General features: G+C 72.4%; 25 protein-coding genes and 1 riboswitch. Of the genes, 14 read left to right on the top strand and 11 right to left on the bottom strand.

What is annotated here, in order from left to right:
* Positions 1-51: 51 nt before the first annotated feature.
* From ACRYR2_RS02740 to groL, 3 genes are all read right to left on the bottom strand, one after another.
* Positions 52-390 (bottom strand): hypothetical protein, encoded by a 339-nt coding sequence (locus ACRYR2_RS02740; protein WP_432561285.1) that lies wholly within the window; start codon positions 388-390, stop codon positions 52-54.
* 179 nt (positions 391-569) lie between these two features.
* A complete protein-coding gene (locus ACRYR2_RS02745; RefSeq protein WP_432561286.1) occupies positions 570-1,337 on the bottom strand; it encodes a DUF892 family protein in 768 nt (255 codons plus the stop codon).
* A gap of 178 nt (positions 1,338-1,515) precedes the next feature.
* Positions 1,516-3,141, bottom strand: a complete 1,626-nt coding sequence (gene groL, locus ACRYR2_RS02750) for a chaperonin GroEL (protein ID WP_432561287.1) — start codon at positions 3,139-3,141, stop codon at positions 1,516-1,518.
* A 451-nt stretch (positions 3,142-3,592) separates the two neighbouring features.
* On the opposite strand from groL, the gene ACRYR2_RS02755 reads away from it, so the two are divergent.
* Positions 3,593-4,144 (top strand): YceI family protein, encoded by a 552-nt coding sequence (locus ACRYR2_RS02755; RefSeq protein ID WP_432561376.1) that lies wholly within the window; start codon positions 3,593-3,595, stop codon positions 4,142-4,144.
* Between the two features lie 52 nt (positions 4,145-4,196).
* On the opposite strand, the gene ACRYR2_RS02760 is transcribed toward ACRYR2_RS02755, so the two are convergent.
* The 3 genes from ACRYR2_RS02760 to ACRYR2_RS02770 all read right to left on the bottom strand — a co-directional run bounded on the left by ACRYR2_RS02760 (position 4,197) and on the right by ACRYR2_RS02770 (position 5,112).
* Positions 4,197-4,400 (bottom strand): cold-shock protein, encoded by a 204-nt coding sequence (locus tag ACRYR2_RS02760; RefSeq protein ID WP_432561288.1) that lies wholly within the window; start codon positions 4,398-4,400, stop codon positions 4,197-4,199.
* 227 nt (positions 4,401-4,627) lie between these two features.
* Positions 4,628-4,792: a hypothetical protein gene (locus tag ACRYR2_RS02765; RefSeq protein WP_432561289.1), complete on the bottom strand. Its 165-nt coding sequence runs from the start codon at positions 4,790-4,792 to the stop codon at positions 4,628-4,630.
* Positions 4,793-4,818: 26 nt separating this feature from the next.
* The gene (locus ACRYR2_RS02770; protein ID WP_432561377.1) at positions 4,819-5,112 is read right to left on the bottom strand and encodes a DUF3263 domain-containing protein; all 294 of its coding nucleotides are present in this window, start codon (positions 5,110-5,112) and stop codon (positions 4,819-4,821) included.
* Positions 5,113-5,357: 245 nt separating this feature from the next.
* Here ACRYR2_RS02770 and ACRYR2_RS02775 point away from each other — a divergent pair, with 245 nt between their 5' ends.
* Both ACRYR2_RS02775 and ACRYR2_RS02780 read left to right on the top strand, forming a co-directional pair.
* Positions 5,358-6,008 carry a uracil-DNA glycosylase gene (locus ACRYR2_RS02775; protein ID WP_432561378.1) on the top strand — a complete coding sequence of 217 codons (651 nt, stop codon included), beginning with the start codon at positions 5,358-5,360 and terminating at the stop codon, positions 6,006-6,008.
* A gap of 54 nt (positions 6,009-6,062) precedes the next feature.
* On the top strand, positions 6,063-7,124 hold the full coding sequence (locus ACRYR2_RS02780; RefSeq protein WP_432561290.1) for an aldose epimerase family protein: 1,062 nt from the start codon (positions 6,063-6,065) through the stop codon (positions 7,122-7,124).
* 69 nt (positions 7,125-7,193) lie between these two features.
* Here ACRYR2_RS02780 and ACRYR2_RS02785 read toward each other — a convergent pair whose 3' ends face one another.
* The 4 genes from ACRYR2_RS02785 to ACRYR2_RS02800 form a co-directional block, all read right to left on the bottom strand.
* Positions 7,194-7,955, bottom strand: coding sequence for an SDR family NAD(P)-dependent oxidoreductase (locus ACRYR2_RS02785; RefSeq protein ID WP_432561291.1), 762 nt, complete (start codon positions 7,953-7,955; stop codon positions 7,194-7,196).
* A 29-nt stretch (positions 7,956-7,984) separates the two neighbouring features.
* Positions 7,985-9,328, bottom strand: coding sequence for an MFS transporter (locus tag ACRYR2_RS02790; protein WP_432561292.1), 1,344 nt, complete (start codon positions 9,326-9,328; stop codon positions 7,985-7,987).
* A gap of 158 nt (positions 9,329-9,486) precedes the next feature.
* Positions 9,487-10,191: a GntR family transcriptional regulator gene (locus ACRYR2_RS02795; RefSeq protein ID WP_432561293.1), complete on the bottom strand. Its 705-nt coding sequence runs from the start codon at positions 10,189-10,191 to the stop codon at positions 9,487-9,489.
* A 43-nt stretch (positions 10,192-10,234) separates the two neighbouring features.
* Positions 10,235-11,221, bottom strand: a complete 987-nt coding sequence (locus ACRYR2_RS02800) for a LysR family transcriptional regulator (protein ID WP_432561294.1) — start codon at positions 11,219-11,221, stop codon at positions 10,235-10,237.
* Positions 11,222-11,286: 65 nt separating this feature from the next.
* On the opposite strand from ACRYR2_RS02800, the gene add reads away from it, so the two are divergent.
* From add to ACRYR2_RS02815, 3 genes are read left to right on the top strand one after another with little or no spacing between them, the layout of a single operon-like run.
* Positions 11,287-12,312 (top strand): adenosine deaminase, encoded by a 1,026-nt coding sequence (gene add, locus ACRYR2_RS02805; RefSeq protein ID WP_432561295.1) that lies wholly within the window; start codon positions 11,287-11,289, stop codon positions 12,310-12,312.
* Complete coding sequence (locus ACRYR2_RS02810) at positions 12,309-13,688, top strand: NtaA/DmoA family FMN-dependent monooxygenase (protein ID WP_432561296.1); 1,380 nt, start codon at positions 12,309-12,311, stop codon at positions 13,686-13,688. The genes add and ACRYR2_RS02810 overlap by 4 nt, the downstream gene beginning before the upstream one ends.
* The gene (locus ACRYR2_RS02815; protein WP_432561297.1) at positions 13,685-15,151 is read left to right on the top strand and encodes a purine-cytosine permease family protein; all 1,467 of its coding nucleotides are present in this window, start codon (positions 13,685-13,687) and stop codon (positions 15,149-15,151) included. Before ACRYR2_RS02810 ends, ACRYR2_RS02815 begins: the two co-directional genes overlap by 4 nt.
* An 85-nt stretch (positions 15,152-15,236) precedes the next feature.
* Here the strand turns inward: ACRYR2_RS02815 and ACRYR2_RS02820 are convergent, their stop codons facing one another.
* Positions 15,237-15,740: an OsmC family protein gene (locus tag ACRYR2_RS02820; RefSeq protein WP_432561298.1), complete on the bottom strand. Its 504-nt coding sequence runs from the start codon at positions 15,738-15,740 to the stop codon at positions 15,237-15,239.
* Positions 15,741-15,809: 69 nt separating this feature from the next.
* Here ACRYR2_RS02820 and ACRYR2_RS02825 point away from each other — a divergent pair, with 69 nt between their 5' ends.
* The 8 genes from ACRYR2_RS02825 to ACRYR2_RS02860 all read left to right on the top strand — a co-directional run bounded on the left by ACRYR2_RS02825 (position 15,810) and on the right by ACRYR2_RS02860 (position 23,524).
* Positions 15,810-16,424 carry a DUF7711 family protein gene (locus tag ACRYR2_RS02825; RefSeq protein ID WP_432561299.1) on the top strand — a complete coding sequence of 205 codons (615 nt, stop codon included), beginning with the start codon at positions 15,810-15,812 and terminating at the stop codon, positions 16,422-16,424.
* A 13-nt stretch (positions 16,425-16,437) separates the two neighbouring features.
* The gene (locus ACRYR2_RS02830; RefSeq protein WP_432561300.1) at positions 16,438-16,617 is read left to right on the top strand and encodes a DUF1737 domain-containing protein; all 180 of its coding nucleotides are present in this window, start codon (positions 16,438-16,440) and stop codon (positions 16,615-16,617) included.
* Positions 16,618-16,783: 166 nt separating this feature from the next.
* A riboswitch (SAM riboswitch) is annotated at positions 16,784-16,893 on the top strand.
* A gap of 35 nt (positions 16,894-16,928) precedes the next feature.
* Positions 16,929-16,991 carry a putative leader peptide gene (locus ACRYR2_RS02835; RefSeq protein ID WP_432561379.1) on the top strand — a complete coding sequence of 21 codons (63 nt, stop codon included), beginning with the start codon at positions 16,929-16,931 and terminating at the stop codon, positions 16,989-16,991.
* Between the two features lie 49 nt (positions 16,992-17,040).
* The gene (locus ACRYR2_RS02840; protein WP_432561301.1) at positions 17,041-18,675 is read left to right on the top strand and encodes an ABC transporter substrate-binding protein; all 1,635 of its coding nucleotides are present in this window, start codon (positions 17,041-17,043) and stop codon (positions 18,673-18,675) included.
* Positions 18,656-19,675 (top strand): ABC transporter permease, encoded by a 1,020-nt coding sequence (locus ACRYR2_RS02845; protein WP_432561302.1) that lies wholly within the window; start codon positions 18,656-18,658, stop codon positions 19,673-19,675. Before ACRYR2_RS02840 ends, ACRYR2_RS02845 begins: the two co-directional genes overlap by 20 nt.
* Positions 19,672-20,514 (top strand): ABC transporter permease, encoded by an 843-nt coding sequence (locus ACRYR2_RS02850; protein ID WP_432561303.1) that lies wholly within the window; start codon positions 19,672-19,674, stop codon positions 20,512-20,514. Before ACRYR2_RS02845 ends, ACRYR2_RS02850 begins: the two co-directional genes overlap by 4 nt.
* Positions 20,511-22,124: a dipeptide ABC transporter ATP-binding protein gene (locus ACRYR2_RS02855; RefSeq protein ID WP_432561304.1), complete on the top strand. Its 1,614-nt coding sequence runs from the start codon at positions 20,511-20,513 to the stop codon at positions 22,122-22,124. The genes ACRYR2_RS02850 and ACRYR2_RS02855 overlap by 4 nt, the downstream gene beginning before the upstream one ends.
* The gene (locus ACRYR2_RS02860) at positions 22,121-23,524 is read left to right on the top strand and encodes an LLM class flavin-dependent oxidoreductase (protein WP_432561305.1); all 1,404 of its coding nucleotides are present in this window, start codon (positions 22,121-22,123) and stop codon (positions 23,522-23,524) included. Before ACRYR2_RS02855 ends, ACRYR2_RS02860 begins: the two co-directional genes overlap by 4 nt.
* Positions 23,525-23,533 lie beyond the last annotated feature (9 nt).

Consider the following 23,533-nt stretch of genomic DNA (forward strand, 5'->3'; position numbering starts at 1 on the left):
TCGCCCATGCGGCCCCGGCCCGGGCCGCAACCCGGCGGGTGCCACGGCCGCTCAGCCGTCCTGCAGCGCCGTCACGAGGTCGTCCTCGCCGACCTGTTCCAGCGCCACCAGGTAGGCCAGGTACCCGTCGGAGTGGGCGACGCCGAAGAACCCCCCGCCGGCCCTGCGCCAAGACGGCGCTCTCGTCCCCCAGGTCTTCGCAGGCGACGGCGAGGATCTGCCCCGACGGGGGCTCCGCGTCGCCGAACCGCTTGCGGTCGGCCCCGGTGAAGGGCGCTCCCAGGCGAACGCCTTGCCGCCGACGGTCCAGGACCGGCCGTGGCGTCGGGCTCCCTCCTCGGCCCCGGGCAGCGCGAGCGCCACCCGGGCCACGTCCTCGGAGGTCGGCACGTCCGGTGCTCCTCTCGAACGGGGTCGGTGGCGGTCGGTCAGGCGGTGAGGCCGATGCGGTCGGTGAAGGCGTTGGCGATCCTGCGCCGCGGGTCGTGCCGGGCGACCAGCGCCCGGGCGTCCTCCCACCGCGGGTACGACCCGATCACCCGGTTGACCGACGTCCCTGGCCAGTGCACCTAGTGCTGGTCGCGGTGCTCGGTCTCGGCGATGCGCTCCTGAAGCGCGTCGTCGTTGAACTCCTCGGCGCGCGCGGTCTCCGGTGCGTGCGCGCCGGTGGCCGGGGCGGTGCCGGCCACCCGTTCCCGATCCAGGGACTCGGCGGCCGCGGCCTTCGCCTCGCCCTCGGCCTTGCGCTCCCCCAGCTTCGAGGCCGCGGCCGCGGCCGCGCCGACCGTCGCGGCGACCCCGGCGGCGATGCCGGCCTTGGCCCCGCCGCTCAGGCCCTCGGTGGGCACGGCGATGCCGCTGACGGCGATCTGCTCGGCCATCGCCTTGACCTTCGCCCCGGCGGTGCGCTCCACGCCGAGGTTGGTCTCCAGCAGGGCCACCACGGGCGCCGCACCGCGGGCGCGGGCGTGCAGGAGCAGCGTCTCGTAGACGGCCTGCTCGTGGTACTCGGTCTCCAGCGCGCCGGCGAGGATGACGGCGTCGACGAGGGAGTCGTCGGTCTTCTTCAGGGTCGCCTCGGCCTCGGCGGCGAGCGCCTTGGTGACCGGGCACGGGGAGTCGTCGACCTCCTCGCCCAGCAGGGCGAAGCACTGCTCGACCACCTGGATCTGCTGCCGGGTCTCCTCTGCGTGCTCGGCCAGCAACTGCTTCAGCTCCGGGCGGCGGGCGGACTCCTGGAGGTCCCCCAGCATCGCCAGGGTGTCCTTCTCCATGGTGAGGGCTGCCCCCAGCTTGTAGCTGAAGATCTCCTCGGGGGTGCTCAGACGGTCGAACATCGTGCGCTCCTTCGCGATCGGCGTCCTGGTCCGTGGCCAATCTGGCACGGTCGGGACGCTCCCGCCGCCGGGAGCACCGGCCCCCGGGCGTTGGACGCCGGAACGCCACGAGGGCGGCCCTCCGGTGGGAGGACCGCCCTCGCGGGTGGTGCTGGGTACTACCAGGAGCTGGCGGGACTCAGAAGTCCATGCCGCCCATGCCACCGTCGCCGGCCGGGGCCGCAGCGGCCTTCTCCGGCTTGTCGGCGATGACGGCCTCGGTGGTGAGGAAGAGCGCCGCGATGGAGGCGGCGTTCTGCAGCGCGGAGCGCGTCACCTTGACCGGGTCGTTGATGCCGGCGTCGAGCAGGTCGACGTACTCGCCGGTGGCGGCGTTCAGGCCGTGACCGGTGGGCAGGCCGCGCACCTTCTCCGCCACGACGCCGCCCTCGAGGCCGGCGTTGACGGCGATCTGCTTCAGCGGAGCCTCGACGGCGACCTTGACGATGTTCGCGCCCGTGGCCTCGTCACCGGACAGCTCGAGCTTCTCGAACGCCGCGGCACCGGCCTGGATGAGGGCCACGCCACCACCGGCGACGATGCCCTCCTCGACGGCGGCCTTCGCGTTGCGGACGGCGTCCTCGATGCGGTGCTTGCGCTCCTTGAGCTCGACCTCGGTCGCCGCGCCGGCCTTGATGACGGCCACGCCGCCGGCCAGCTTGGCAAGACGCTCCTGGAGCTTCTCGCGGTCGTAGTCGGAGTCGCTGCGCTCGATCTCGGCGCGGATCTGGCCCACGCGGCCGGCGATGGCGTCGGCGTCGCCGGCACCCTCGACGATCGTGGTCTCGTCCTTGGTGACGACGACCTTGCGGGCGCGGCCCAGCAGGTCGAGGTCCGCGGTGTCGAGCTTGAGGCCGACCTCCTCGGAGATGACCTGGCCACCGGTGAGGATGGCGATGTCGTTCAGCATGGCCTTGCGGCGGTCGCCGAAGCCCGGGGCCTTGACGGCGACGGACTTGAAGGTGCCGCGGATCTTGTTCACGACCAGGGTCGCGAGGGCTTCGCCCTCGACGTCCTCGGCGATGATGACGAGCGGCTTGCCCGACTGCATGACCTTCTCCAGCAGCGGGAGCAGGTCCTTGACGGTCGAGATCTTGGAGTTGAGGACGAGGAGGTACGGGTCCTCGAGCTCGGTCTCCTGACGCTCGGCGTCGGTGACGAAGTAGGGCGAGATGTAGCCCTTGTCGAAGCGCATGCCCTCGGTGAGCTCGAGCTCGAGGCCGAAGGTGTTGCTCTCCTCGACGGTGATGACACCTTCCTTGCCGACCTTGTCGAGCGCCTCGGCGATGAGCTCGCCGATGGAGGCGTCACCGGCGGAGATCCCGGCGGTGGCCGCGATCTGCTCCTTGGTGGTGACCTCCTTGGCGGCGCCGAGCAGCTGCTCGGTCACGGCCTCGACGGCCTTCTCGATGCCGCGCTTGAGGCCCATCGGGTTCGCACCCGCGGCCACGTTGCGCAGACCCTCGCGCACGAGCGCCTGGGCCAGGACGGTGGCGGTGGTGGTGCCGTCGCCGGCGACGTCGTCCGTCTTCTTGGCGACTTCCTTGACGAGCTCGGCGCCGATCTTCTCGTACGGGTCGTCGAGCTCGATCTCCTTGGCGATGCTCACACCGTCGTTGGTGATCGTGGGGGCGCCCCACTTCTTCTCCAGGACGACGTTGCGGCCCTTGGGGCCGAGCGTCACCTTGACAGCGTCGGCGAGCTGGTTCATCCCGCGCTCGAGGCCGCGACGAGCCTCTTCGTCGAAGGCGATGATCTTGCTCATGCCTGGTGTTCCTCCCAGAAGACGGGCGGTGGGCGGCCGGAACGGTGCCCGCGACGGACGACCGCGGTCCCTGGGGTCACGTCCCCCAGCGCCCGACGGTCTCACCGGACCGGCCAGGGAGCTTCGCTCCCGGGTCGAGGTGCTGTTGTCACTCTCGACTCGAGAGTGCCAACGCCAATGTTGGCACTCGACCCCCTCGAGTGCAAACCCCCTGGGCCGCGCGTTCACCCGCCGCGAACCCGGGGGCGGCCGCTTCCGTGAACCACATCGACACCCGTCGTGCAAGCCGACGGCGCCCGTGGTGCACCGGACGCGTGATCTGCGGGGGCCGTCCGGGTGGCGCCGGGTCAGAACGCCACCGCGGCGCCCGACACCTCCAGAGGCCACGCCCCCGAGAACCACCAGGAGCCCCGAGTTGTCCGAGCTGTCGATGCGGATCCAGGCGTTGCAGATGCGCCGGGTCGAGGAGATGTCCGGGGACTACGTTCTGGACCCCAGCCACAGCCGGATCGGCTTCGTGGCCCGGCACGCGATGGTCACGCGGGTGCGCGGGCAGTTCCTCGACTTCACCGGCCGAGCCCACGTCGACTTCACCGACCCCGCGGCGAGCTGGGTGCAGGTGGACGTCGCGGTCGCCAGCGTCGACACCCGCGACCCGCACCGGGACGAGCACCTGCGCACCAACGACTTCTTCGACGCCCCGCACCACCCGACGATCGCGTTCCGTTCGCGCAGCGTGGAGGAGGTCGGCCCGCGGATCCACCGGATCCGCGGTGACCTCACCATCAAGGCCACCACCCGGCCGGTGGCGATCGACTTCGAGTACACCGGCGCGGCCAAGGACCCGTTCGGCAACACCCGGCTGGGTTTCGAGGGCAGCACGCAGATCAAGCGCAGCGACTACGACGTCGTGTGGAACGCTCCCCTGGAGACCGGCGGCGTCCTGGTCTCGGACACGGTGACCCTCGAGTTCGAGATCTCCGCGCTGCCGGCGACGGACTGACGCGACGGGCCCGGGGTGGCGGTGCGGACACCGGACCGCCACCCCGAGCGGGTCAGACGGCGCGGACGCTCTCGGCCTGCGGGCCCTTCTGCCCCTGGCCGACCTCGAACTCGACGCGCTGCCCCTCCTCGAGGGAGCGGTAGCCGTCCGCCACGATGGCCGAGTAGTGGACGAACACGTCAGCGCCACCGTCGTCGACGGTGATGAAGCCGTACCCCTTCTCGGCGTTGAACCACTTCACGGTGCCCTGAGCCATTGCCTTCTCCTGGTGGTGCAGCGAGCGGAAACGCCTCCGGCAGCGCCGGACACGGGTCTCACGCTGCCCGCGGCGATGAGGCCGTGGGCGACGCCCGACGTGCGCTTCCCCCCCGAGAGGACGTGCTCATCGAACTGATCGACCGCTGCTCAGGTTAGTGCGGGAGGGGGCTCGTGGGACAAGGTTCTGCGAACCTCGTCTTCACGGAACCGTCACCCGGGACACCCTCAGAGAACCCGGCCCACGACGTCCAGCAACGGAGCGGCCACGGAACGTACGAGGAGAACGGCTCCGGTCACCACGACCGCCACGACGAGGAGCCAGACGAGCACCAGCACCAGCACGCCGGCCGGGCCGCGCCGTGTCCGGTGTGCGCCACGGCGGGCAGCCAACCGCCGCGCCTGGCCACCGCGCGGCGTCAGGGCTGGACGCCCAGTCGGCGGGCGGAGCGGGCGCGCTGCCGGCTGGCCCGCATCCGGCGCAACCGCTTGACGAGCATCGGGTCGTGCGCCAGGGCGGCCGGGGAGTCGATGAGGGCGTTGAGCAACTGGTAGTACCGCGTGGGCGAGAGGTCGAACAGCTCACGCACGGCCTGCTCCTTGGCGCCGGCGTACTTCCACCACTGCCGCTCGAAGGCGAGGATCTCGGCGTCCCGGCGGCTGAGCCCCTCGGGCAGCTGCCCGGCGGGCTGCTCCTGCACGTGTCCGCTCAGGTCTGCGCCGGGCTCCTTGCGCGCCGCTGCGTCCGACCGCTCCACGTGTCCACCCCTCTCACCACGGCCCCCGTGCCCGGCGGCCCGGGGGTGAGTCTAGGAGCGCACCACACCGGTGTCATTCACCCCTGCGGGCGCGCCGACCGGTGGGTAACGTCGCACCCGTGACTCCCGACCCACCCTCCTCAACCACCCCGCCGGCGCCGACCTTCCCGGCTACGGCGGACGACCCGGCGGGCCTCGGGATCGACTCCCTGGACCCCGGCTGGGCCACCGCCCTGGCCGGGGCCCGGGCCGACCTGGTGCGCGTCTCGGCGGCGCTGGCGGCCGAGCCGGAGCTGTGGCTGCCCGCCCCGGGCAACGTCCTGCGCGCCTTCCGGCAGCCCTTCGACGACGTCCGGGTGCTGCTCGTCGGCCAGGACCCCTACCCCACCGTCGGCCACCCGGTCGGGCTGAGCTTCGCCGTCGAGCCCCACGTGCGGCCGCTGCCGCGCAGCCTGGTGAACATCGGCCGGGAACTGCGCGAGGACGTCGGCGTCGTCCCGCCCGAGCACGGCGACCTCTCGGCCTGGACCGCCGCGGGGGTGCTGCTGCTGAACCGGGTGCTGACCGTGCGCGCGGGCAGTTCCGGCTCGCACCGCAGGATCGGCTGGCAGGCCGTGACCGACGCCGCCGTGCGGGCGCTGGCCGCCCGCGGCGGCCCCCTGGTCGCGCTGCTGTGGGGCCGCGACGCGCAGACGGTGACCCCGCTGCTGGGGGACGTCCCCGTCGTGGCCGGCGTGCACCCCAGCCCGCTGTCGGCCTCCCGCGGGTTCTTCGGTTCCCGCCCCTTCAGCCGGGTCGACGAACTGCTGCGCGCGCAGGGCGGGGAGGGGATCGACTGGGCGCTGCGGTAGCCCCGGGAACCGGCACGTCGTCCCGCGCCCGAACGCGTAGGGCACGATGCCCGCATGAGCGCAACGGTGCACAGCAGCCCCTTCGGACGGACCCGGCGCGGAGAACCCGTCGAGCGCTGGGAACTGCGGCTGCCCTCGGGCGCGAGCGCGGCGGTCCTGACCCGCGGGGCGACGCTGCAGCAGGTCCGCGTCCCGGCCGCCGACGCGACCCTGGGCGATGTGGTCGTCGGCCTGCCCGACGTCGCGGCGTACGAGGCCGCCTCGGGCTACCCCGGCGCCGTCGTGGGCCGCGTGGCGAACCGGCTCGCCGGCGGCCGGTTCTCCGTCGACGGGACGCAGCACCAGGTCCCGGTCAACGACGGCCCCAACGCGCTGCACGGCGGCGCGGAGGGTTTCGACCAGCGGGTCTGGACGGCGGCCGAGGTCGACGTCGACGGCGCCCCGGGAGTCCGATTCTCGCTGCACAGCAACGACGGCGACATGGGCTTCCCCGGCAACCTGCGGGCCGCGGTGACCTACTCGCTGCGGGCCGAGGGGTCTGCGGTGACGTTGCGGCTGGACTACCGGGCGACGACCGACGCCCCCACCCCGGTGAACCTCACCAACCACGCCTACTTCGCCCTGGACGGCGCCGGCTCCGTCGAGGACCACGTCGTGCGGCTGGCCGCCTCGCGCTACCTGCCGATCGACGCGAACCTCATCCCCACCGGTGAACTCAGCCCCACCGCCGGCACCCCGTTCGACTTCTCCGGACCCACCCGCCTCGGCGACCGGCTGCGCGACGCCGACCCGCAACTGCTCGTCGCCGGCGGCTACGACCACTGCATGGTGCTCGACGCGCCCGGAACCCTGCGCGAGGTCGCCACGGTCACCGGCCCCCGCAGCGGCCGGACGGTCACCGTCCGCACGGACCTGCCCGGGCTGCAGTTCTACTCGGGCAACTTCCTCGACGGGTCCTGGCGCACGCTCGAGGGCCGGCCCGTCCGCCAGGGCGACGCGCTGTGCCTGGAGACGCAGCTGCTGCCCGACGCGGTGAACCAGCCGCTGCTGGGGGACTCGGTGCTGCGCCCGGGTCAGGAGTTCACCACGACCACCGAGTACGTGTTCACCGCCTGACCCCCGTGGAACGCCGAACGCCCGCCCCCGGTCGGGGGCGGGCGTTCGGCGTTCGGCGTCAGCCGGCGGTCAGTTGATGTGCTTGCCGCCGTCCACCTGGTAGCTGACGCCGTTGACGAAACCGGCGTCCTGCGACAGCAGGAACGACACCATCGCCGCGATGTCGGAGGGCAGGCCGACGCGCCCGACGGGGATGCCGGCCGACATCTCCGCCTTGCGCTCGTCGGTCAGCCTGCCGCCCATGATGTCGGTGTCGATGGGCCCGGGCAGGATCGCGTTGGCGGTGATGCCGTGCGGGCCCAGTTCACGGGCGGCGCCGCGGGTCAGGCCCAGGACCGCGGCCTTGGCTGCGGCGTAGGCGGTCTTGGAGAACGTCCCGCCACCGTCGACGGCGGTGATGGAGGAGGTGTTGACGATGCGGCCCACACCGGTCTGGATCATCCGGCGGGCGGCCGCCTGGATCATCAGCAGCGAACCGGTGGCGTTCACGGCCATCGTCCGGTCCCACTCCGCGACGGTGATGTCGAGGATGGGCGTCGGGTTCGCGATGCCGGCCAGGTTCACCAGGCCGACGACCGGGGGCAGCGCCGCGTCGAACTCGGCGAAGGCGGCGGCGACGGAGTCGGGCGAGGAGATGTCGGTCGCGACGCCGTGGACCTCGACACCGGCGGCGCGCAGTTCGTCGCCGATCTCGACGACGCCGTCGGCGGAGATGTCGACCAGTCCCAGGCTCCAGCCGTCCTGGGCGAGGCGGCGGGCGACGACGCGGCCGATGCCGCGGGGGGCGCCGACGCCGGTGACGACGGCGGTGCGGCGGGCGGGGAACTCCATGGTGGTCTCCAGGTGGTCGAAGGAGTGGCTCAGCGGGTTGCGGTGACGGTCCGGGTGACCGTCTCCTGCGAGGTGGTGTCACGCATCAGCTTGGTGCCCAGCAGGAACAGCGCGCCGAGGACGGCCATGCCGGCCAGGGCGAACAGGCCCGCGGTCGTGGACTCGAACGTCTCCTCGGCCCAGACGCGGATGTTGGGGGCGATGAAGCCGCCCAGGTTCCCCAGGCCGTTGACGAGGCCGAAACCCGCCGCGAGCGCGGCGCCGCTGAGGTACCGGGTGGGCAGGGTCCAGAACAGCGGCTGGCAGGTGACGAAACCGACGGCGGCGACGCACAGGGCGACGATCGCGACGACGGCGCTGTCGGCCACCGCCGAGACGGCGATGCCGGCGCCGGACAGGACCAGCAGCGCGGCACCGATCTCACGGTGCCGGCCGGTGCGGTCGGCGAACCTGGGCAGGACCGCGATCGTGACGAGGGCGCACAGCCACGGGACGGAGGTGAGCAGGCCGACCTGGAACCCGACCTCGCGGCCGGTGATCGCCGCGACCTGGGTGGGCAGGAAGAACGTGAGCCCGTAGACGGCGGCCTGGATGCACAGGCAGATCAGGCAGAAGTACAGGACGCGGGGGTCGAGCAGGGCCTTGCCCCAGCCCCGGTGGCCACCGGCGGCCTCGCGGCCCTCGTTGTCCTGGGCCAGCCGGGCCAGCAGGGCGTCCTTCTCCGCGGCCGGCATCCACCGGGCCGTCTCGGGACGGTCCGTCAGGTAGAACACGGCGATGACGCCGACGACGACGGCGATGAGCCCCTCGACCATGAACAGCCACTGGTAGCCGGCCAGACCGGCCAGGCCGTCCATCTCCAGCAGCCCGCCGGACAGCGGCCCACCGACGATGTTCGCCAGCGGCAGCCCCATCTGGAACAGGCCGGTGGCGAACGCGCGCCGCTGCTCGGGGAACCAGTACGTCAGGTACAGCAGGACGCCGGGGAAGAAACCGGCCTCGGCGACGCCGAGCAGGAAACGCAGGACGTAGAACATCGTCTCGTTCTGCACGAACATGAAGGACGTGGCGATGACGCCCCAGGTCACCATGATCCGGGCCATCCACCACCGGGCACCGACCCGGTGCATGATCAGGTTGCTGGGGACCTCGAAGACGGCGTACCCGACGAAGAAGAGCCCGGCTCCGAGCGCGTACGCCGAGGCCGACAGCCCGATGCTGATCTCGAGCTCCTCCTTGGCGAACCCGACGTTGCTGCGGTCGAGGAACGCGATGACGTACATGAGGAGCAGGAAGGGGATCAGTCGCTTGACCGTGCGACGGACGGCGGAGTCGACCAGGGCGGTCTGGTCCGGAGTGGACGGAGAGGTCACTGTGCTCGCTCCTGTGCTGACGTCTTCGTTCGCGGCGGATCGTCCCGGCGTCGGGACGGCGAGGGCCGGGGTGCCGCAGTGCGCACCGTCCCTCGCCGCAGATACAACATCCAATAGGATGTTGTGTCAATCGAGGCCGGCGCGTGCGGTGAGTGCGGTCAGGAGGCGTCGAGACCGGCGGCGGCGCGGTCGTCCAGCGCGCGGGCCCGCACGGCCTCGAGGTGGTCGCGCATGCGCTCCGCGGCGGCCACCCCGTCCCGCGCCCGCAGGGCGTCGACCACGGCGACGTGCTCGGCGATCGCGAGCTCGGCGTCGGTGACGCCCTGTCCCGTCAACCGCAGCCGGAAGCGCTGCAGCTGACCGTTGAGCCCCTCGAAGGCGTCGGCCAGGAAGCCGTTGCCACCGCCCCGGTTGACCAGGTGGTGGAAGTCGCTGTCGGCCTGGTGGTAGTCGCGGTAGTCGGCGAACGAGGGCCCCTTGGGGGCCAGCGTCATGCGGTCGACGGTGTCGGCCAGCTGCTCGAGGAGGTCGTCGCCGACCCGTTCGGCGGCCAGCGCCACGTTGTGGCACTCCAGCAGCAGCCGGGCGTCCATCAGCTGGTCGACCTCATCGCGCGAGAGCATCCCGGCCACGCGGTACCCGCGCATGGCCGTGCGCTGCACCAGACCGGTGAACTCGATGCGGGCCAGCGCCTCGCGCACCGGCGTCGGGGAGACCCCGAGGTCGCGAGCCAGGCCGTCGATGCTCAGCGGGGCCCCCGGCGCGGCGTTGCCGTCCATCAGCCAGGCCAGGAGGGAGGCGTGGACGGAGTCGGCCAACGACGACCGCGCCGGGGCGGCGGGCGGCGCGGACCGTGGACTCACCCGGGGATCCTATCCGCGGCGCACCGCGCCCCCGCCGTGCCGCTCAGAACGAGGCGAGGAGGTCGGCGACGGCGGGCCGTTCGTCCTCGGCGAGCGCCACCAGCACGAGCCGCAACGGCTCCAGCCCCCGCAACCGCACGTAGACCAGGTCGTCGGAGCGGTGGGCGGCCGCCACGGCCTGGGACGTGATGGCCATGGCCGCCCCGGAGGCGACGACGGCGAGCATCTCCTCCACCGTCGTGGCCGGGGGGCCGAGGACGGGCGCGACGGCTCCGGAGGGGCGGGGCTCGACGAGCCAGACCTCGCGGTCGCTGGCGGCGTCGACGATGGGTTCGCCGTCGAGGTCGGCGATGTCGATCGAGGGCTCGGAGGCCAGCCGGTGCCCGCGGGCGAAGACGGCCACCCGCTCGGTGTCGGCCACGTGGGTCGTCCGCACCCGGGCGTCGGCCTGCTCCCCCTCGGCCAGGTGCAGGAAGACGACGTCGACCTTTCCGTCGACCAGGTGCGCGATCTCCTGCCCCCACGGCACGTGCCGCAGGACGACGTCGAGCTCGGGACTCTCCTGCGAGGCCTGGACCAGCCGGGTGGAGACCCAGCGCGGGGTGGAGGTGCCGATGCCGACGGCGAGCCGTTCGCGTTCGCCCTCCTCGGCGATCCGCCGGGCCCGGACCAGCGCCCGGTCCAGGAGTTCGGTGATGCGGGCGGCGTCGGCGACCAGGACCTGCCCGGCCGGGGTGAGCGCGGATCCCTCGCGGGCCACTCCGCGGGCGTCCCGGACCACCAGCCGACCGCCGACGAGGCCCTCCATCCGCGCGATGGCCTGGCTCAGCGCCGGCTGCGACACCTGCAACGAGGCGGCTGCGGCGGTGAAACTGCGTTCGCGGGCCACGGCCAGCAGGTACCGCAGGGACCGGGCGTCCAGTTCTCCCGACCTCTGTTCTGCTGTTCTCTGTTCTCCTGGAACCCGTTCACCGGCGCCTCGCTCGGCTGCACCTCGTTCTGCCGGAGCTCGTCCGGGTCGCCCATCCACCCGGTGGATGCTTCCAGAAGAGCGACTTGTGCGACACAGGGGGTGATCACCCCTACGTTGTGCTGGTGGTTCCCCAGCGTTCCGTGCACACCTTGCCGAAGGTCCACGTCCACGCCCACCTCGACGGGTCCTACCCCCGTCAGGCCGTGCTGGACCTCGCCCGCCGACGGGGGGTGGACCTGTCCGAGCACGACCTGCCGGTGCGCGGTGGTCCCTTCGGCACCGCGCAGGGGTGGCGCGACGTCTGGGAGTTCTTCGACGCCTACGGCAAGGTGCCGGCCCTGGTCGCCGACCTCGACGACCTCGCCGGGTTGTGCCGCGCCCTCGTCGCCCAGGAGGCGGCCCAGGGGGTCGTCTACCTCGAGCCGGCGATCGAACCGCAGTTGTACGCCCCCCGGCTCGGCAGCCTGCGGGAGGTGACCCGCGTGGTGCTGCAGGCGCTGGGCGAGGCCGGGGGCGAGCACGGTGTCGAGGTGGGTTCGCTGCTGACGGTGAACACCGACCAGGACGAGCCGATCGCCGCCGAGCTGACCGCGGTGGCCGTCGAGTTCGCCGGGGCGGGCGTCACGGCGTTCGCCACCGCGGGCTTCGAGGAGCCCTCGGGCCTGCAGCGCTTCGCGTCCTGTGCCGCCGCGGCCCGGGCGGCGGGACTGCCGGTGGTGGCGCACGCGGGGCAGACCGGCGGCTGGGAGTGCGTGGCCGAGGCGATCGACGTCCTGGGCGCCACCCGCATCTCGCACGGCGTGCGCTCGGTGGAGAACCCCGACTTCGTCCGGCGGCTGGTGGCCGAGGGCATCGTGCTGGACGTCGCCCCGGTCTCCAACGTCGCGCTCGGGATCGTGCCGGACCTCGCCGCGCACCCCGCCCCGCTGCTGCACGCCGCGGGGGTCGGCGTGACGCTCAACGCCGACGACCAGTTGTGGTTCGGGCGCAGCGTCAGCGACCAGTACACCGTCGCGCGCGAGGTGTGGGGCTTCTCCGACTCCCAGCTCGCCGCCCTGGCCGGGCACGGGTTGCGCATCGAGGGCATGAGCGCGGCGACCCGACACCGCCTCGGTGCGGCGCTGGCGGCGTGGCTGGAGGACGTGTGAGCGACCGACCCCTGCTGCTCGCCGCGTTCGAGATCAACGCACCGAACCTGACCAGCCAGGGCCTGTGGGCCCATCCCGAGCAGACCACGTTGCAGTACAAGGACATCGACCACTGGCTGGACCTCGCGCGGTTGCTGGAGGACGGGGGTTTCGACCTGCTGTTCCTGGCCGACTCCCCCGGGTACCCCGTGCTCGGGGGCCGCACCCCGGACGTCACGTTCGAGCAGGCCGTGGAGATGCCCACGAACGACCCGGTCGTGCTCATCCCGGCGATGGCGGCGGTCACCCGCCGGCTGGGTTTCGCCGTCACCGCCTCGACGACGTTCGAGGGGCCCTACCCGAACGCGCGCCGTTTCGCGACGCTGGACCACCTGACCCGCGGGCGGATCGGCTGGAACGTCGTCACGACGTCCTCCCCCGTCGTCAGCGAGCTGCACGGCCGCGACGCGCTGCCTCCGCACGACGTGCGCTACGACGTGGCCGACGAGCACCTCGAACTGAGCTACCGGTTGTTCGAGGGGGCCTGGGAGGACGGCGCGGTGCTGGCCGACAAGGCCGCCCGGCGCTTCGCCGATCCGCGCCGGGTGCACCCGGTGCACCACGAGGGCCGCTGGTTCTCCTCGCACGGGTACTTCAAGGTCGAACCCTCCCCGCAGCGGACCCCGGTCCTCTTCCAGGCCGGGGCCAGCGAGCGGGGCCGGGAGTTCGCCGCGACCCACGCCGAGGTGGTGTTCCTGCAGGGCCGCAACGAGGAGACGCTGCGCCGGCAGGTCGAGGACCTGCACGCCCGCGCCCAGCGGCACGGACGCGGTCCCGGATCGCTGCGGACCCTCGTCGGGCTCACCGTCGTCCTGGGCCGCGACCGCGACCACGCCCGGACCCGGCTCGAGGAGTACCTGTCCTGGGTCGACGAGGGCGCCGCCCGCGCCTACTACGCCTCGATGACGGGCATCGACCTCGCCGCGCTCGACCCGAACGGCAGCTTCTCGGACCTGAAGACCGACGGCGGCCGCACCCAGGTCGAGCGCTACCGCGGCGAGACGGTGGCGCGGGCGCGGGCCGACTTCCTGCGGTTCGGGATGCGCGAGTTCGTCCTGACCGGCTCCGCCGTCGACGTCGTCGACGACATCGAGCGGCTCGTGGCGGCCACCGGGATCGACGGCTTCAACTTCACCCCCTTCGTCGTGCCCGGCTCCTACGAGGAGTTCTGCGACCAGGTCGTGCCGGAGCTGCGGCGCAGAGGTCTGCTCGAGGAGTACTCGATGCGGCGCGAAGGCTCTACGCTGCGTGAAGTGATCTTCGGTGCGGGACGCAGCAGGCTGCCCGCCGACCACCCGGCGGCCCGGTTCCGCCCCGCCCTGCAGGAGCGACCTTGAGCGAGATCCCCGCAGCGCCCGAGACCCGCGTCGGCGGTGTCGACGTCGAGCTCAACGGCGTCAACGCCGTCTCCGAGGCCGAACGCCACGGCAGGCCGCGCGACCTGTTCTGGCCCTGGTTCGCGGCCAACGTGTCGGTCCTGGCCGTCAGCTACGGCTCGTTCGTGCTGGGTTTCGGCATCTCGTTCTGGCAGGCGACGTTCGTCTCCATCGCCGGGGTGTTCCTGTCCTACGTGGTCGTCGGGCTCGTCGCGATCGCCGGGAAACGGGGCTCGGCCCCGACGATGACGTTGTCCCGCGCGGCGTTCGGGGTCAACGGGAACCGTCTGCCGTCGGCGGTGTCCTGGCTGCTGACGCTGGGCTGGGAGACGTCGCTGGCGGCGGTGGCGGTGCTGGCGACCGCGACCGTCCTGGACCGGCTCGGCGCCGGCGGCGGCACGGGCACCAAGCTCGTCGCCCTGGTCATCGTCGTCGGGCTGATCGTGCTCGGCGGCACCCTGGGCTTCAAGGTGATCATGCGCATGCAGCGCTGGATCACCGTCATCACCGCGGTGCTGACGGTGCTCTACATCGTCTTCGCGGCCGACTCGGTCGACCTCGACGCCGTGACGGCCGTCCCGGGCGGTGACGCCGCGGCCGTGGTGGGCGCGTTCATCATGGTGATGACCGGCTTCGGCCTGGGCTGGGCGAACGCGGCCGCGGACTACTCCCGCTACCTGCCCCGCGACGCCTCCAGCGGCGGCGTGGTCTTCTGGACGACCCTGGGCTGCTCGCTGGGCCCGGCCGTCCTGCTGGTCTTCGGCGCCCTCATCGCCGGCTCCTCGGCCGACCTGAACACCCGGATCGCGGCCGACCCGGTCGGCGCGCTGACCGACATCCTGCCGACGTGGTTCCTCGTCCCGTTCGTCGTGGTGGCCGTCCTCGGCCTGGTCGGCGGGGCGATCATGGACATCTACTCCTCCGGCCTGGCGCTGCTCAACGTCGGGGTGAAGGTGCCGCGGCCGGTGGCCGTCCTCATCGACGGGGCGCTGATGGTCGCCGGCGCGGTCTACATCGCCTTCTTCTCCGCCGACTTCCTCACCCCCTTCCAGGGCTTCCTCATCACCCTGGGTGTGCCGATCGCCGCCTGGGCGGGGATCTTCCTGGCCGACCTGGCGATGCGGCGCGGTGACTACGCCGAGCGGGAGCTGCTCGACGCCCGGGGGCGGTACGGGTCGGTGCGCTGGCTGACGGTGGGCACGATGCTCGTCGCGACGTTCATCGGCTGGGGCCTGGTCACCAACTCCGGCGCGAGCTGGCTGACGTGGCAGGGCTACCTGCTGGGCCCGATCGGCGGCCGCGAGGGCGAGTGGGCCTACGCGGGCCTCGGCGTGGTCGTCGCCTTCGTCCTCGGCTTCGTCGTGGTCTCGCTGTTCGGCCGCACCGCCGTGCGGCGGCAGGAGGAGCTCCCCCTGCACCGCTGATCCACCCCGGCGATCAAGCACAGAACCCCGGCGATCAAGGACTCGACAGTCCTCGATCACCGGGGTTCAGTCCTCGATCACGGGGTCAGGCGCGGGCGACGGTGACCTTCGGCGGGGTCTGCAGCGTCTGGGCGATGACGCAGTAGCGCTCGGCCAGGGAGATCATCTTGGCCTCGGTCGCCTCGTCGGCGTCGGAGGTGAAGTCGAAGGTGATGGTCACGTCGGTGATGCCGACGGGGACCTCGCGCGAGACGCCGAGGGTGCCGCGGGCGTCCCAGTGCGCCTCGGCCGTCACCGAGGCGTTGCGCAGCTCCACCCCCATGGCCGTCGCGACGCTGCGCAGCGACACCCCGGCGCAGGCGGCCACGGCCTCGCACAGCATGTCGGCCGAGCAGGCCTCGGTCCCGTCACCACCGGCGGCGGGGTGCAGCCCCGCGCGGGTCGTGCCGGCGAAGCCGTCGACCGAGACCCCGATGGACGCTCCGTCCAGCACCGCCACGGCCTTGGCCGGCACCAGCGCCTTCGCCGGGTCCTCGCGGTAGGAGTCCTTCAACGGCTTCTGCAGGGCTCTCAGTTCGGTCGAATCCACCGGCGAAGCTTAGGCCCCCGGGTGGTCCGACCCGCAACCTCACCGCCCCGCTGGGCCACACTGCGGCACGTGAAGTGGACCACTGCCGTCAGGACCCTCGAGGACGTCGCCGACCGCTGCGCGCACATGGACCGCCAGCCCGGGACGATCGTGCGGCTGCGCGTCACCGAGGCGTGGGTCTTCGGCGACCTGCTGGGCCCGCGCCGGGACTCCCTGGACGACCTCGGGTCGGTGCGCGTGGCCCTGGTGACGTCGGCGCCGGAGGAGGACTGCGCGCTGTTCACCCGGCCCCCCGCCGCGGGGCACTGGCTGACCGCCTCGGGGCTGGAGAAGAAGCCGGTGCAGCTGTTCTTCCGTTCCGCGCACGCCCCCGTGTGGAACCACCTCGTCGAGCGTCCGGTGCAGTTCTGGTCGCACGAGGACGGCCCGGAGCACGACGTGCTCGTCCAGCTGCGGGCCGGCGAGGGCGACGCGCTGCGCCCGCCGGCCCCGACGGCCGCGGAGCTGCGCGCGCGCCTGGACCGCGAGCTGGCCGTGAGCCTGGGGGCGCTGGCGCGCACGGCCCGCGACTACGACGAGAAGCGCTGGGCGCCGGGGTCGCCGAAGAAGCGCGGTGACGCGCTGTGCGACGCGGCCCTGGGCCTGGTGGACCTGCAGGAGGCCAGGAACAGGCTGGGGGCCTGACTACCGTGGGGACATGAGCGACGAGAAGCTGACCTACCGCCTGCTGACCGGCCCCGACGACCGTTCCTTCTGCGAGAAGGTGAGCGCCGCCCTGGCCGACGGCTACGTGCTGTACGGCAGTCCGTCGGTGACGACGACCGACGGGCGCACCGTGGCCGCGCAGGCCGTCGTGCTGCCGCACGTCCTGGGCTGACCGAACCCCGCCCCGCGCGACCCGGACGGTTGCGCGGGGTGGTGCCCGGGCCGGCCGCCTGCGCAACGGCGCGCAGGGCCCGAAGACGGCGGAAACTCCCGTCGATCCGGTGCGCCGCACCATCGACCCTTGACACCCGCTCCGGAAACCTCATAGTTTCTTCGTAGGTCATGAGTGACAGCGCGAAGCCCTGGCTCGCTGTCCGGCAACCCTCCTCCGTGGCGGGGTGCCCCAGGTGACGACCCGGCCGAACGACACGTTCGACAAGTGCGGATCCCGAGGAGCAGACGTTGGCACACCCCCGTGACGCGGTGCTGACCGCCCGCCGGCACGTCGACCTCCTGCGCACCAGCAGCGCCACCTGTCGCCGTTAGGACTTCCCCCGCCCGTTCCCCTCCCGGCCCCACCAGGAGTTCCTCCAGCATGCCCGCACGCCCTCGAAGAACCGTCCTCGCCGCCTCCGCCGCCCTGCTGCTCGCCGGGTGCGCCGGCTCCAGCGCGGTCCAGCAACCCGCCGCGGACGCCCAGCGCGTCAACGGCGGAACCGTCGTCTACGGCCACCAGCAGGAACCCGCCTGCGTGTTCGGCGGCTGGATCGAGCAGGCCTACCTGTCGACCCAGGTCCTGGACGCCCTGACCTCCCTGGACGAGGACCGTGTCGCCGTCCCGTGGCTGGCGCAGTCGTGGGAGACCTCGGCCGACGGCCTGACCTGGACCTTCCACCTGCGACCGGGTGTGGAGTTCACCGACGGGACGGCGCTGACCGCCGGGGCCGTGGCCTACAACTTCGACTACTGGATGGGCGGCGGGAACACCACCGCGAAGGTGTGGCTCGAGGGCTACTACGAGTCGGCCGCGGCGCTGGACGACCTGACGCTGCAGGTGCACCTCTCCAAGCCGTACCCGCGGCTGGCCGAGAACCTGGCGCAGGGCTACTCCGGCATCCAGTCCCAACAGGCTCTCCAGACCCGGACGAAGGAGCAGAACTGCGAGGCGCCGATCGGCTCGGGCGCCTTCGTCGTCGAGCGCTGGGACCGCGGCGAGCAGATCGTGCTGCGCCGCAACGACAACTACACCTCACCGCCGGCGAACGCGAAGCACACCGGGCCCGCCTACGTGCAGGAGGTGCGGTGGAAGTTCATCGCCGACGCGACCACCCGCGTCGCGTCGCTGCGCTCGGGTGAGACCGACGCGATCTACGACGTCCCCGCCGTCGACTACGACGACCTGGGCGCCGACGGGTACACCGATCTGAAGTACGTCACCGGCGGCCGCCCGCAGCAGCTGGCGTTCAACACCCGGCAGGGACCGTTCACCGACGAGAAGGTGCGCAAGGCCTTCGCCTACAGCCTGGACCGCCGCTCGCTGGTCGAGACGATCGGCCGGGGCGTCATCCCCTACGAGGGCAACGGAGCGGTCTCGCAGTCCACCCCGGGGTACAGCCAGGCCGCGGCCGACGCCTACGACCTCGACCTGGACACCGCCAACCGCCTCCTGGACGAGGCGGGCTGGACAGGCCGGGACGCCGACGGAACCCGCACCAAGGACGGCGAACGGCTCAGCGTCGTCCTGCCCTACAACTCCGGGACGATCATCAACGCCGACGGCGCCTCGATCCTGCAGGGCGTGCAGGAACAGGCGAAGGCGACGGGTTTCGCCGTCGACCTCGTCACGGTGCCACCGAGCGGGTTCTTCTCGGGGCAGTACACGAAACCCGACGAGCGGGACATCGCGACCGGGTACTGGACGGCCGTCACCGCCGGGATCCTCTGGGTCAACTGGCGGCCGGCGACGCAGGAGTGGCCGAACGGCAACAACGCCGCGTTCTTCGACGACGACGGCCTGGCCGACCTCATCGACCGCGCCAACCAGACCGCCGACGTCGAAGCGCAGAACGCGCTGTACGAACAGGCGCAGGAGTACATCGCCGACCACGCGCTGGCGATCGGCCTGTTCGACCGGCTCAGCACGCTCGCGGTGAACCCCGAACTGCGGGACGTCTGGCAGGAGAACGCACAGGGAGGACCGGTGTTCTACGATGCCCACTTCGTCCGCTGAGACGATCGACGTCAGGTTCTCCGCCGAACCCGTCGAGACACGCTCGCACCGCACCCGCCGGCTCGCCGCCGCCGTCGCGCGCCGCGTCGCCGGCGCCGTCGTCGTCCTGTGGGGCGCGGCGACCGTCGCCTTCCTCGCGCAGGTCGTCCTGCCCGGCGACCGGGCCACGATCATCTTCAACATCCGCGCCGGGCAGCCCATCGAGCGCACTCCCGAAGAACTCGCCGAGATCAACGCGCAGTACGGCTTCCAGAACCCGGTGTGGCAGCAGTACGTCGACTACCTCTCCGGCCTGGTGCGCGGCGACCTCGGCAACTCCTACCAGCAGTTCCGGCCCGTCACCGACATCATCGGCGAGCAGCTCGCACCCACGCTGGTCCTCACGCTGTCGGCCATCGCCCTCAGCTGGCTGATCATGGTCGCCTGGGTGACGCTCACCGCCGGCCGGGACCGCGCCTCGGGTCTCGGCGCGGCGGTGGACACCGCCACCGCGGGCCTGCCGCACTACTGGCTGGGCATCATCCTGCTGCTGGTGTTCGCGCTGAACCTGCGCTGGTTCCCGGTCATCAGCGGCAACTCTCCCACCGGTCTGCTGCTGCCGGCCCTGACGCTGGCGGTCCCGCTGGCCGGTTTCATGGGCCAGGCCACGCGCTCGGAGTTCGAGCGGTCGCTGCAGCAGCCGTTCGTGCTGTCGGCGCGCACCCGGGGCATGAGCGACACCGGGATCCGGTTGCGGCACGTGCTGCGGCACTCCGCGCTGCCGGCCGTGACGCTGTCCGGCTGGGCGCTGGGCGCGACGATCTCCGGCGCCGTCGTCGTCGAGACGGTCTTTACCCGCGCCGGCGTCGGCCGGGTCCTGGTCACCGCGGTGAACAACCAGGACCTGCCCATCGTCACCGGGGTCGTCGTCCTCGTCGCCGCCCTCTACGTCGTCGCCAACCTCGTCGTCGACGCCCTGCACGCCCTCATCGACCCGCGCCTGGCCAAGGGGAAGTCGTGACAACTCTCACTCTCACCAGAGTCACCACGCCCCGCAAGCACCCGTGGGGGGTGTACCTGGCCGGGCTCGTGGCGGTGTTCCTCCTCCTCGCCGTGATCGCGCCCGGTGCCCTCGACACCACCGACCCGCTGGCGCTGCACCTGTCGCAGGCGCTGCAGGCCCCCGGCCCCGGGCACTGGTTCGGCACCGACGAGGCCGGGCGCGACCTGTGGAGCCGGGTGGTGCACGGCGCCCGGCCGTCGCTGGCCATCGGCCTGGGTGCCACGGCCGTCAGCCTCGCGCTGGCGGTGGTCCTGGGGTCGCTGGCGGCGCTGGGCGGCAAGGTCGTGGCCCCGGCCGTCGACCGCGTCGTGGAGGTGCTGTTCAGCTTCCCCAGCCTGCTGCTGGCCCTGCTGCTCGTGGCGCTGCTCGGGCCGTCGGCGCTGACCCAGGCCGTCGCGGTCGGGGTCGGCACGGCGCCGGGCTACGCGCGGATGATCCGCGGGCAGATCCTGTCCGCCAAGGGTTCGGCCTACGTCGAGGCGGCCGTGGCGCTGGGGCACTCCCCGGCCCGCATCCTGCGCCGGCACGTCCTGCCGAACGCCGTCCGGCCGCTGGTGGCGATCATGGCGCTGTCGATCGGGCAGTCGATCGTCTGGGCCTCCAGCCTGTCCTTCCTCGGCCTCGGGGTCGCCCCGCCGAGCTCGGAGTGGGGCGCGCTGCTGGAAGCGGGCCGCCCCTACATCGCCCACGCCTGGTGGCTCACCGTCGTCCCGGGCCTGGTCATCGTGGCCCTGGCACTGGCCGCGACCACGCTGGGCAAGCACCTGCAGGCCGTCCTGGAGAGGAGGGCGTCGTGAGCGTCCTGTCCGTCCGTGCGCTGAACGTCGGTTTCGGCGGCAGGCAGGTGGTCCACGACGTCGGCTTCGACGTCGACCCGGGCGAGTGCCTGGCGATCGTCGGGGAGTCCGGCTCGGGCAAGAGCGTCACCGCCCGCACCCTCGTCGGCCTCACCGGCGGCACCTCGACCGTGCAGGCCGAGCGGCTGGAGTTCCAGGGGTCCGACGTGCGCGGGCTGTCGGCCAAGCAGTGGCGCCGCACCCGCGGGGCGGAGATCGGCTTCGTCCTGCAGGACGCCCTGGTCTCCCTGGACCCGCTGCGTCCGGTGGGCGCCGAGATCGAGGAGGCGCTGCGGCTGCACGGCTGGCGCGACCGCACCCGGCGGCGGGCCAAGGTCCTGGAACTGCTCACGGCCGTCGGCGTCCCGTCCGCGGAACTGCGGGCCGGGCAGCGGCCCGACGAACTGTCCGGCGGGCTGCGCCAGCGCGCGCTCATCGCCTCCGCGATCGCCCTGGACCCCCGGCTGGTCATCGCCGACGAACCCACGACGGCGCTCGACGTCACCGTGCAGGCCCAGGTCCTGGACCTGCTGGAGGAGCAGAAGCGCCGCGGCGTCGCGATCGTCCTCATCAGCCACGACCTGTCCGTCGTGGCGCGACTGGCCGACCGGGTGCTCGTCATGTCCGGTGGGCACGTGGTGGAGAGCGGCCGGACCCGGGACGTGCTCGACGACCCGCAGCACGAGTACACCCGGGCCCTCATCGCCGCCGTTCCCGGCGAGCACACCCGCGGCGAGCGGCTCAGTCCCGCCCCCGAGGCGACTCTGCCCGCCCCGCGCCGGGAACTGCGCACGGGTCCGGTGCTGGTCGCGGAGAACCTGACCAAGACGTTCGCCACCCGCGAGGGCCGGCACACCGCCGTCGGCGACGTCTCCTTCACCCTGGAGGCCGGCCGGACGCTGGGCATCGTCGGGGAGTCGGGGTCGGGCAAGTCGACGACGGCCCGGCTGGCCCTGGCGCTGACGGCCCCCGACTCCGGTGCGGTCCGCTTGCTCGGCGCCGACTGGTCCGGGGTCCCGGAGAAGGCGCGGCGGGCGCGACGCCGGGAGATCTCGACCGTCCAGCAGGATCCGCTGAGTTCGTTCGACCCGCGCTGGACCGTCGAGCGGATCCTGACCGACGCGCTGCCGGAGGGGTTCTCCGGGGACCGGAACGCGCGGGTGCGGGAACTGCTGCAGCAGGTCGGGCTGTCGGCGGAGGTGCTCACGCGGTTCCCGCTGACCATGTCCGGCGGGCAGCGCCAGCGCGTCTCCATCGCCCGGGCCCTGGCCCCCGAACCGTCGGTGGTCGTCCTGGACGAGGCCGTCTCGGCCCTCGACGTGTCGGTGCAGGCGCAGGTCCTGGACCTGCTGGCCGACCTGCAGCGCACCCTCGGCCTGGCCTACCTGTTCATCTCCCACGACCTCGGCGTCGTCTACCACGTCAGCGACGACGTCCTGGTCATGAAGGACGGCGCCGTCGTCGAACGCGGGACGGCGGCCGACGTGTTCGAGCGCCCGCAGCAGCCGTACACGCGCGAACTCGTCAGCGCACTGCCCCGCCTCGCCACCGGCCAGGAGGTCGACCTGTGAGCAACCCCGCCACGAAGCCGTTGCGCTTCAACGCCTTCGTCATGAACACCACGTCCCACATCCAGCACGGCCAGTGGCGCCGGCCGGACGCGCGGCAGCACGAGTTCAACGACGTGCGCACCTGGATCGAGACCGCGAAGCTGCTCGAGGCCGCGAAGTTCGACACGATGTTCTTCGCCGACGTCAGCGGGTTGTACGGCGACGCCGACGCCGACTTCGACGTGTACGTCCGCGAGGGCCTGCAGATCCCCTCCAACGACCCGACCGTCCTGCTGTCGGCGCTGGCGGTGAACACCGAGCACCTCGGGTTCGCCACGACGTCGAACGTGTTCCAGAACCACCCGTTCAACTTCGCCCGGCAGATCTCGACGCTGGACCACATCTCGAACGGCCGGATCGCCTGGAACGTCGTCACCGGCACCCAGGACAACGGAGCCCGCAACTACGGCCTGGACCGGATCACCGAGCACGCCGAGCGCTACCGCTGGGCGCAGGAGTACGTCGACGTCGTCTACAAGCTCTGGGAGGGGTCCTGGGAGGACGACGCCCTGCTGGCCGACAAGGCGAACGGCGTGCACGCCGACCCTGCGAAGATCCACAAGATCTTCCACTCCGGGCAGCGGTACCGGGTCGAGGGACCGCACCTGCCCTCGCCGTCTCCGCAGCGCACCCCGCTGCTGTTCCAGGCCGGCTCGTCCCTGTCGGGGCGGCGGTTCGCGGCGCAGCACGCCGAGGCCGTGTTCGTCATCTCCCCCTCACCGGTGCTGGCGACGCAGCAGATCCGCGAGACGCGCGAACTGGCCGTCGCCGCCGGCCGTCGCCCGGAGGACGTGACCTTCTACCAGGGCCTGAGCTTCGTCATCGGCTCGACCGAGGAGGAGGCGCAGCGCAAGGCCGCCGAGCACGACGAGTTCGTCAGCGTCGACGGGTACCTGGCGCACGCCGCCGTCGTGGACCGCACGGGCCGGGTCTACCCGCCGCAGACGCCGCTGAAGGACGTCGAGACCGACACCGCCCGCGGGTTCACCGAGTGGTTGTCCAAGCACATCACCGACCGCGAACCCGTCGTGGCCGACCTGGCCCGTCAGCGGGCCACCAGCCAGCGCGTCGTCGGCACGCCCGAGCAGATCGCCGACCGGCTGGCGCAGTGGCAGCAGGCGGGGGTCGACGGGATCAACGTGATCAACTGGGTGATCCCCGGGTCGTTCGCCGAGTTCGCCGACCACGTGCTGCCGGTGCTGCGCGAGCGCGGGCTGGCGCAGGCGGAGTACGCGCCGGGTCCGCTGCGGCAGAAGCTCTTCGGCTCGCCCCGGCTCAACGAGCGGCACCCGGCGGCCCGGTACCGGGGGGCCTTCGGGACGGACCGGGTCCCGCAGGCGCAGGTCGTGCCGGTCTCCTGAGAAGCGGTG

Source organism: Kineococcus deserti (assembly GCF_050871945.1).
GTDB lineage: Bacteria > Actinomycetota > Actinomycetes > Actinomycetales > Kineococcaceae > Kineococcus.

What these genes read in the sequence shown, in the direction of transcription:
- ACRYR2_RS02745 (WP_432561286.1), bottom strand. Translation starts at nt 1,337, where the DNA reads ATGTTCGACCGTCTGAGCACCCCCGAGGAGATCTTCAGCTACAAGCTG.
- groL (WP_432561287.1), bottom strand. Translation starts at nt 3,141, where the DNA reads ATGAGCAAGATCATCGCCTTCGACGAAGAGGCTCGTCGCGGCCTCGAG.
- ACRYR2_RS02755 (WP_432561376.1), top strand. Translation starts at nt 3,593, where the DNA reads ATGCGCCGGGTCGAGGAGATGTCCGGGGACTACGTTCTGGACCCCAGC.
- ACRYR2_RS02760 (WP_432561288.1), bottom strand. Translation starts at nt 4,400, where the DNA reads ATGGCTCAGGGCACCGTGAAGTGGTTCAACGCCGAGAAGGGGTACGGC.
- ACRYR2_RS02780 (WP_432561290.1), top strand. Translation starts at nt 6,063, where the DNA reads ATGAGCGCAACGGTGCACAGCAGCCCCTTCGGACGGACCCGGCGCGGA.
- ACRYR2_RS02785 (WP_432561291.1), bottom strand. Translation starts at nt 7,955, where the DNA reads ATGGAGTTCCCCGCCCGCCGCACCGCCGTCGTCACCGGCGTCGGCGCC.
- ACRYR2_RS02830 (WP_432561300.1), top strand. Translation starts at nt 16,438, where the DNA reads ATGAGCGACGAGAAGCTGACCTACCGCCTGCTGACCGGCCCCGACGAC.
- ACRYR2_RS02840 (WP_432561301.1), top strand. Translation starts at nt 17,041, where the DNA reads ATGCCCGCACGCCCTCGAAGAACCGTCCTCGCCGCCTCCGCCGCCCTG.
- ACRYR2_RS02845 (WP_432561302.1), top strand. Translation starts at nt 18,656, where the DNA reads ATGCCCACTTCGTCCGCTGAGACGATCGACGTCAGGTTCTCCGCCGAA.